This window comes from Streptomyces sp. AA4 (genome assembly GCF_000158875.1).
GTDB lineage: Bacteria > Actinomycetota > Actinomycetes > Mycobacteriales > Pseudonocardiaceae > Amycolatopsis.
In genome coordinates, this window is record NZ_GG657746.1 from 5,823,230 (window position 1) to 5,830,940 (window position 7,711).

The following is a 7,711-nucleotide window of genomic DNA, read 5'->3' on the forward strand; positions in this document are numbered from 1 at the left end:
GCACCCCCGAACCGTCAGCACAATCGGCTCTCGGGGTGCCCCACGCAACCACTCACCGGCAATGTCGCCGCCAGGCGACGAGCCGAGCAGACAGGCCCCGTCAGGAAGCAGGCAACGCAGCCAACCGAGCCTCAATCCGCCCGATATCCGCCACCGCGGTCTCCCGCCGCACCTTGATCTTCTCGATCACCTGCTCCGGCGCCTTGGCAATAAACGCCTCGTTCCCCAGCTTCCCCTCAGTCTGCGCCAATTCCTTCCGCGCAGCCCCAAGGTCCTTCTCCAACCGCTTCCGCTCAGCCGCGACGTCGATAGTGCCGGAAGTATCCAACTCCACCGTCACCACGCCGCCACCCAGCGCGACCTCCAGAGAAGCGCTGACCGAGAACCCGTCCTCCGGCTCAGTAAGCCGCACCAACGACCGAATCCCGGCCTCATGCCCAGCCGGGAACCCGTCCCCGGCCAGCCGAGCGGCAACCTTCTGCCCCGGCTTCAGCCCTTGATCAGCCCGGAACCGCCGAATCTCGGTAATCAGCTTCTGCACATCAGCGACCCGAGCGTCGGCAACCGGATCCGCATACCCCTCGACCGCCGACGGCCAAGCCGCGATCACCAACGACTCGCCCCCGGTCAAGGCAGTCCACAGCTTCTCCGTGACAAACGGGATGAACGGATGCAGCAACCGCAGCACCGTGTCCAGCACCTGCCCAAGCACCTTCCGCGTCGCCTCGACCCGCGCGGAATCCCCTTGGTACAGCTGAACCTTGGCCAGCTCCAGATACCAGTCGCACAACTCGTTCCACGTGAACTGGTACAGCGCATTGGCGACCTTGGCGAACTGGAAGTCCTCGAACAACCCGTCCACTTCGGACACCAGCGCGGCGAGCCGCCCGAGAATCCACCGATCCGACTCGGTCAGCTCGGCAGCGGGCGGCAACTCCCCGTCAGCCGTCGCCCCGTTCATCATCGCGAACTTGCTGGCATTCCACAGCTTCGTGCAGAAGTTACGAGACCCGGCAGCCCATTCGTCGGCCAACGCCATGTCCGCGCCCGGGTTGGCCCCGCGAGCCAGCGTGAACCGGGTGGCATCCGCCCCGTAAGCGTCCATCCACTCCAGCGGGTCGATCACATTCCCGCGCGACTTGGACATCTTCTTGCCGTTGGCGTCGCGAATCAGCCCGTGCAGATAGACATGGTCGAACGGCTGCTTGCCGTCCATCTCCTGCACGCCGAACATCATCATCCGGACCACCCAGAAGAACAGGATGTCGTACCCGGTGGACAGCACGCTGGTCGGATAGAACTTCGCGAGATCCGCGGTCTCCTCCGGCCATCCCATGGTCGACATCGGCCACAGCCCGGACGAGAACCAGGTGTCGAGCACGTCCGGATCCTGCGTCCAGCCCTCGCCGGACGGCGGCTGCTCGTCCGGGCCCACGCACACGACCTCGCCGTCCGGCCCGTACCAGACCGGGATCCGGTGCCCCCACCACAGCTGGCGCGAAATCGTCCAGTCGTGCATGTTGTCGACCCAGTCGAAGTACCGCTTCTCCAGCTCCGCCGGGTGGATCTTCGTCCGCCCGTCGCGCACCGCGTCGCCCGCGGCCTTGGCCAGCTCGGCGACCTTGACCCACCACTGCAGCGACAGCCGCGGCTCGACCACCGTGTCGCAGCGGGAGCAGTGGCCGACCGCGTGCACGTACGGCCGCTTCTCCGCGACGATCCGGCCCTGCTCGCGCAGCGCGGCGACCACCGCGGGACGCGCCTCGAACCGGTCGAGGCCTTCGAACGGACCGGGCACGGTGACCTCGGCGCGCTCGTTCATCACGGTCAGCATCGGCAGGTCGTGGCGGCGGCCGATCTCGAAGTCGTTCGGGTCGTGCGCCGGGGTCACCTTGACCGCGCCGGTGCCGAACTCCGGGTCGACGTGCCGGTCCGCGACCACCGGGATCTTCCGTCCGGTCAGCGGCAGTTCGATCTCGGTGCCGACCAGGTGCGTGTAGCGCTCGTCGTCCGGGTGCACGGCCACCGCGGTGTCGCCGAGCATCGTCTCCGCGCGCGTGGTGGCCACGACGATCGAGGCGTCGCCGTCGCCGTAGCGGATCGACACGAGTTCGCCGTCGTCGTCGCTGTGGTCGACCTCGATGTCCGACAGCGCCGTCTGGCAGCGCGGACACCAGTTGATGATGCGCTCGGCGCGGTAGATCAGGCCCGCGTCGTAGAAGTTCTTGAACACCGTCTGGACGGCCTTGGACAGGTTCTCGTCCATGGTGAAGCGCTCGCGCGACCAGTCGACGCCGTCGCCGAGCCGCTTCATCTGGCCGAGGATCTTGCCGCCGTACTCGGCCTTCCACTCCCAGACCCGCTCGACGAACTTCTCGCGGCCCAGGTCGTGCCGCGACAGGCCTTCGCCGGCCAGCTGGCGCTCGACGACGTTCTGCGTCGCGATGCCCGCGTGGTCCATGCCCGGCAGCCACAGCACCTCGTAGCCCTGCATCCGGCGGCGACGGCTCATCGCGTCCATCAGGGTGTGGTTGAGCGCGTGGCCCATGTGCAGGCTGCCGGTGACGTTCGGCGGCGGCAGTACGATCGAGAACGGCGGCTTGTCCGACGAGGCGTCGGCCGTGAAGTACCCGGCCGCTACCCAGCGGTCGTACATCGGGGCTTCCTCGGCGGCCGGGTCCCAGGCACCCGGAAGGTCGGTTTTCTGCTGCGGAGCGTTCTCGGTCACAATGGACAAGTCTACGAACCCGCCGCGGCGGGGTTACGCAGGGGGAAAGGCGGTGCGCCGATGACTCGGCCGGAGGATCCGGACGACCGGATGGAAACCCATCCGGACCTCATGGACCCGGAGTGGCGCAAGCACGCCCAGCGGGACGCGTGGCTCGGCGCCAAGAAGGACCTGAAGAAGCGGCGCAAGCACGAACGGCGCAACGCTCCGTCCCCGGTCTACGGCCGCGGCGGCGCGGCCCCGAGCCGCTGGCCCGGGATCGCGGCGATCGTCGGTCTCGTGCTCCTGCTCGCGGCGGCGGTCGTGGTGCACCAAGTTCAGCCGATCGGGGTCAACGACCGGATGATCGGGTACGGCCTCGGCTCCTCGGCGGAGACCAGCAGCCAGCAGCTCTTCTAGGAGCGGGCTTCAGGATCGCGGCGTTGTCCGCGATGTTTTTCACCGTCACCAGCCCGGGCGACCTTGATCGCGAGCGACTTCGCGACGGCGATTTCGCGGCTCCCCTCGGAACAGGCTGAGTAATTCTCTCCGCCGCGGGCACCCGGCGAATAGGGCACCAAACTGCTGGCCGAACCGGTGCCGCACAGCCGAGTGCCGCCGCCAGCGACGGCCGCCGCATGGCCGCACTCACCGCGAGCGCCCGGCGACGGAAGGTCAACCAGGTCCTGCGGCCATCGTGACCAGGCTCGCCCGGCCCAGCCCCCGCGCAGGATGCACAGGCCGGACTCAACAGGCTAGACTGTGCTTATGTCCGAAGCCCCCTCCGTCCCGCCGCGCGTCGCCGAGTCCGCGGGCTGTCTCCGCGGCGTCGTCGGCCAGCTGCACCGCAGGCTGCGGCAGGTCGACAACGCGGAGATCCTCACGCCGACCCAGACCGCGGTGCTCAACCGGCTGCACCGGGAAGGTCCCGGGACCCAGGCCGAACTGGCCGCCGCGGAGCACGTCCGGCAGCAGTCCATGGCCGCGACGCTCGGCGTGCTCGACTCGCTCGGCTACCTGAACCGCACGCGCGATCCCGCCGACGGCAGGCGCGTCGTGATCTCGCTCTCCGATCTCGGCGAGAAGACCGTCATCGGGATCCGGCAGCACCGCGACGAATGGCTCGCCGCCGCGCTGGCGGACGAACTGACCGAGGACGAACTCGAAACGGTCCGGCGCGCGCTGCCCTTGCTGCAGCGGATCGCCCAGCGCTGACCCCCTGAACCTGAGGAGCACTGACGAACACCGCGACCGCCCCCGCGAAATCCCGCTTCGGCGCGCGCCTGGTGACCCCGCTGGTCGCGAGCGCCGTGCTGAACCCGATCAACTCCACGCTCATCGCCGTCGCGCTCGTCCCGATCGGACAGGCGTTCGGCGCCGGACCGGGCCGCACGGCCTGGCTGATTTCCTCGTTGTACCTGGCCACCGCGGTCGGGCAGCCGGTCGTCGGACTGCTCGTCGACCGCTACGGCGCGCGGCGCGTGCTGCTCGGCGGCGCGTCCGTCGTGATGGTGGCCGGAGTCGCCGGGATGATCCCGATCTCGGTCGAATGGCTCACCGGCGTGAGAGCGGTGCTCGGCATCGGCACCTGCGCCGGGTTCCCGGCCGCGATGGCCGTGCTGCGGCGGCGCGCCGACCAGATCGGCGAAGGCGTTCCCGCGCGGGTGCTGTCCGTGCTCGCGATGTCCGCACAGACCGTCATGGTGATCGGCCCGACGCTCGGCGGCGTGCTGATCGCGCTCTTCGGCTGGCCGGCGATCTTCGCGGTGAACCTGCCGCTGGCCGGGATTTCCCTCGTGCTGACCCTGTGGTGGGTCCCCAAGGACACCCCGGCGGAGAAACCGGCCGAGCGGATCGACGTCGCCGGGATCGCGCTGTTTTCCGCCGCGCTGCTGGTATTGCTGTGCTACCTGATGGAGCCCGGCATCGGCGATCTGTGGCTGCTGGCCGCTGCGCTCGTGCTCGGCGGGTTGTTCGTGCGGGTCGAACTGCGCGCCCGGAAGCCGTTCATCGACCTGCGGATGCTCGCCGCGAACGGTCCGGTGCTGCGCACGTATTTGCGGCAGGCACTGAGTTTCCTGGCGATCTACACGATCATGTTCGGCTACGTGCAGTGGCTCGAGGAGGCACGCGGGTTCGCCGAATCCGTCGCCGGGCTGTTGCTCCTGCCGATGTCCGGGGTCGCCGTCGGCGCGGCCGCGCTGTCCGGCCGGCCCACCGGCGTCCGGCTGCGGCTGCTGCTGGTCGGCGCCGCGCTGCTGGGCGGATCGGCCGCGCTGCTGTTCGTCGACGACGGCACCGCGTTGATCTGGCTGCTCGTGCTCGCCGCCGTGTTCGGCCTGGCCCAAGGGCTCACCAGCGTCGCCAACCAGACGACGCTCTACCGCGAGACTCCGGCCGAGACGATGGGCACCGCGAGCGGTCTCTTCCGGACCGCGCAATACCTCGGCGCGATAGTCGCGGCCACGGTCATCGCCCAGTGCTATGGCGGGCACGCCGATTCCGGCGGGCTGCACCGGCTGGCCGTCGTGCTGATCGTGACCAGCGGGTTGCTGCTGATCGTGACCGCCGCGGACCGCGCGCTGCTGCGGGCCGAACGCCGCGAACGCGAGCGGCAGGAGGCGATGTGACGACCCCCGTCTTGGGTTCCGCACGGCAAAGGCGGACGATGTGCCCATGACTCGCGAAGCTCCGACTGGTGACGTGGACGAAGCCCGCCTCGAAGTGGGCAAGCCGAAAGGCTGGGCGGCCGGAATCCCGGGAGTCGCGGTTTCGCTGGCGCGCGGGGTGGAGCAGATGGGCCCGGTCCGCACCGCGCGCACGCTGCGGCTGCTGAACCAGCGAGACGGCTTCGACTGCCCGGGCTGCGCGTGGCCGGAGCCGCGGCAGGCCGACGGCGAGAAGCGCAAAATGGCGGAGTTCTGCGAAAACGGCGCGAAGGCGGTCGCCGAGGAGGCGACGAAACGCCGGGTCGGCCGGGAGTTCTTCGCCGCGCATCCGGTGTCGGAGCTGAACGAGCGCACCGACTACTGGCTGGGCCAGCAGGGCCGGCTCACCGAGCCGATGGTGTTGCGCGAAGGCGCTTCGCACTACGAGCCGATCTCCTGGGACGACGCGTTCGGCCTGATCGCCGGCGAGCTGCGCGGCCTGGCGAGCCCGGACGAGGCGATTTTCTACACCTCCGGCCGCACCAGCAACGAGGCCGCGTTCGTGTACCAGCTGCTGGTCCGCTCGTTCGGCACGAACAACCTGCCGGACTGCTCGAACATGTGCCACGAATCGTCCGGCGCGGCGCTTTCGGCGACCACCGGCATCGGCAAGGGTTCGGTGTCGCTGGCCGACCTCCACCAGGCCGACCTGATCGTGGTCGTCGGGCAGAACCCGGGCACGAACCACCCGCGCATGCTGTCCGCGCTGGAGGAGGCGAAGGGCCGCGGCGCGAAGGTCCTCGCGGTCAACCCGCTGCCCGAAGCCGGGCTGATGCGGTTCAAGAACCCGCAGAACGTGCGCGGCGTCGTCGGCAAGGGCACGCCGCTGGCCGACGAGTTCGCGCAGATCCGGCTCGGCGGCGACCTCGCGCTGTTCCAGGCGGTCGGGCATCTGCTGCTGCAGTGGGAGGACGCCGCTCCGGGGTCCATTGTGGACTGGGAGTTCGTGGAGAAGTCCACGCACGGCTTCGAGGACTGGGCCAAGCAGCTGCGCGAGATCGACTGGCCGGAGACCGAGAAGGCGACCGGCCTGGCCCGCGAGCAGATCGAGCGCATCGCGCGGATGATCGCGACGTCCGAGCGCACGATCTACTGCTGGGCGATGGGTTTGACCCAGCACAAGCACGCCGTGCCGACGATCGCCGAGGTGGTGAACCTGGCGCTGGTGCGCGGGATGATCGGCAAGCCGGGCGCGGGCCTGTGCCCGGTGCGCGGCCATTCGAACGTGCAAGGCGACCGCACCATGGGCGTGTGGGAGAAGATGCCCGAGACGTTCATGGACGCGCTCGACCGCGAGTTCGGCATCACCGTGCCGCGCGAACACGGCTGGGACACCGTCGACTCGATCCGCGCGATGCTCGACGGACGCGGCAAGGTGTTCTTCGCGATGGGCGGCAATTTCGCCTCGGCCACCCCGGATTCGGACCGGACCGCGGACGCGCTGCGGTCGTGCTCGCTGACCGTGCACGTGTCGACGAAGCTCAACCGTTCGCACGTCGTCCCCGGCCGCACCGCGCTGATCCTGCCGACGCTCGGCCGCACGGAACGCGACGAGCAGGAATCCGGCCGCCAGTTCGTGACGGTCGAGGATTCGATGTCGCAGGTCCACGCCTCGCGCGGCCGGCTGGCCCCGGCGAGCGACCAGCTGCTGTCCGAGGTCGCCATCGTGTGCCGGCTGGCGGAGCGGCTGCTCGGCGCCGACCACCCGGTGCCGTGGCGGTCGTTCGAGAAGAACTACGACCTGATCCGCGACCGCATCGCCGCGGTGGTGCCGGGCTGCCACGACTACAACCAGCGGGTCCGCGAACCGGACGGCTTCGTGCTGCCGCACGCACCGCGCGACTCGCGGGAATTCACCGGCACGGCGACCGGCAAGGGCACATTCACCGTGTCGGAGCTGGAATACCCCTCGGTGCCCGAAGGCCGGTTGCTGCTGCAGACGCTGCGCAGCCACGACCAGTACAACACTACGATCTACGGCCTGTCCGACCGCTACCGAGGCATCGAGGACGGGCGCCGGGTGGTGTTCGTGCACCCGGATGACCTGACCGCGCTTGGCGTTGCGGACGGGGAGATCGTGGACCTGGTCTCGGAATGGCGGGACGGGGAGCGGCGGGCGCCGAGCTTCCGCGCCGTGGCTTATCCGACGGCTCGCGGGTGTGCGGCGGCGTACTTCCCGGAGGCGAATGCTTTGGTGCCGCTGGATTCCGTCGCGGAGAAGTCGAATACGCCGGTGTCGAAGGCCGTCGTGATTCGGCTGGAGTCGCATAACCACGGGTGACCTAGTCGTGAGTGG

General features: G+C 69.4%; 5 protein-coding genes. 4 read left to right on the forward strand and 1 reads right to left on the reverse strand.

Annotated features, from left to right (window positions below; genetic code table 11):
- Nucleotides 1-100 precede the first annotated feature (100 nt).
- Nucleotides 101-2,728, reverse strand: a complete 2,628-nt coding sequence (locus tag SSMG_RS26630; protein ID WP_009081111.1) for a valine--tRNA ligase — start codon at nucleotides 2,726-2,728, stop codon at nucleotides 101-103.
- A gap of 60 nt (nucleotides 2,729-2,788) precedes the next feature.
- Between SSMG_RS26630 and SSMG_RS26635 the strand changes: the two genes are divergently transcribed.
- The 4 genes from SSMG_RS26635 (at nucleotide 2,789) to SSMG_RS26650 (ending at nucleotide 7,696) form a co-directional block, all read left to right on the forward strand.
- Nucleotides 2,789-3,127 carry a hypothetical protein gene (locus SSMG_RS26635; protein ID WP_009081113.1) on the forward strand — a complete coding sequence of 113 codons (339 nt, stop codon included), beginning with the start codon at nucleotides 2,789-2,791 and terminating at the stop codon, nucleotides 3,125-3,127.
- 348 nt (nucleotides 3,128-3,475) lie between these two features.
- Complete coding sequence (locus SSMG_RS26640) at nucleotides 3,476-3,922, forward strand: MarR family winged helix-turn-helix transcriptional regulator (protein WP_037714950.1); 447 nt, start codon at nucleotides 3,476-3,478, stop codon at nucleotides 3,920-3,922.
- Between the two features lie 71 nt (nucleotides 3,923-3,993).
- Nucleotides 3,994-5,337 carry an MFS transporter gene (locus SSMG_RS26645; RefSeq protein WP_050788288.1) on the forward strand — a complete coding sequence of 448 codons (1,344 nt, stop codon included), beginning with the start codon at nucleotides 3,994-3,996 and terminating at the stop codon, nucleotides 5,335-5,337.
- Between the two features lie 46 nt (nucleotides 5,338-5,383).
- Nucleotides 5,384-7,696 (forward strand): FdhF/YdeP family oxidoreductase, encoded by a 2,313-nt coding sequence (locus SSMG_RS26650; RefSeq protein ID WP_037714953.1) that lies wholly within the window; start codon nucleotides 5,384-5,386, stop codon nucleotides 7,694-7,696.
- Nucleotides 7,697-7,711 lie beyond the last annotated feature (15 nt).

Coding starts and splice junctions, on each gene's coding strand:
- SSMG_RS26635 (WP_009081113.1), top strand. CDS start 2,789: ATGACTCGGCCGGAGGATCCGGACGACCGGATGGAAACCCATCCGGAC.
- SSMG_RS26650 (WP_037714953.1), top strand. CDS start 5,384: ATGACTCGCGAAGCTCCGACTGGTGACGTGGACGAAGCCCGCCTCGAA.
- SSMG_RS26640 (WP_037714950.1), top strand. CDS start 3,476: ATGTCCGAAGCCCCCTCCGTCCCGCCGCGCGTCGCCGAGTCCGCGGGC.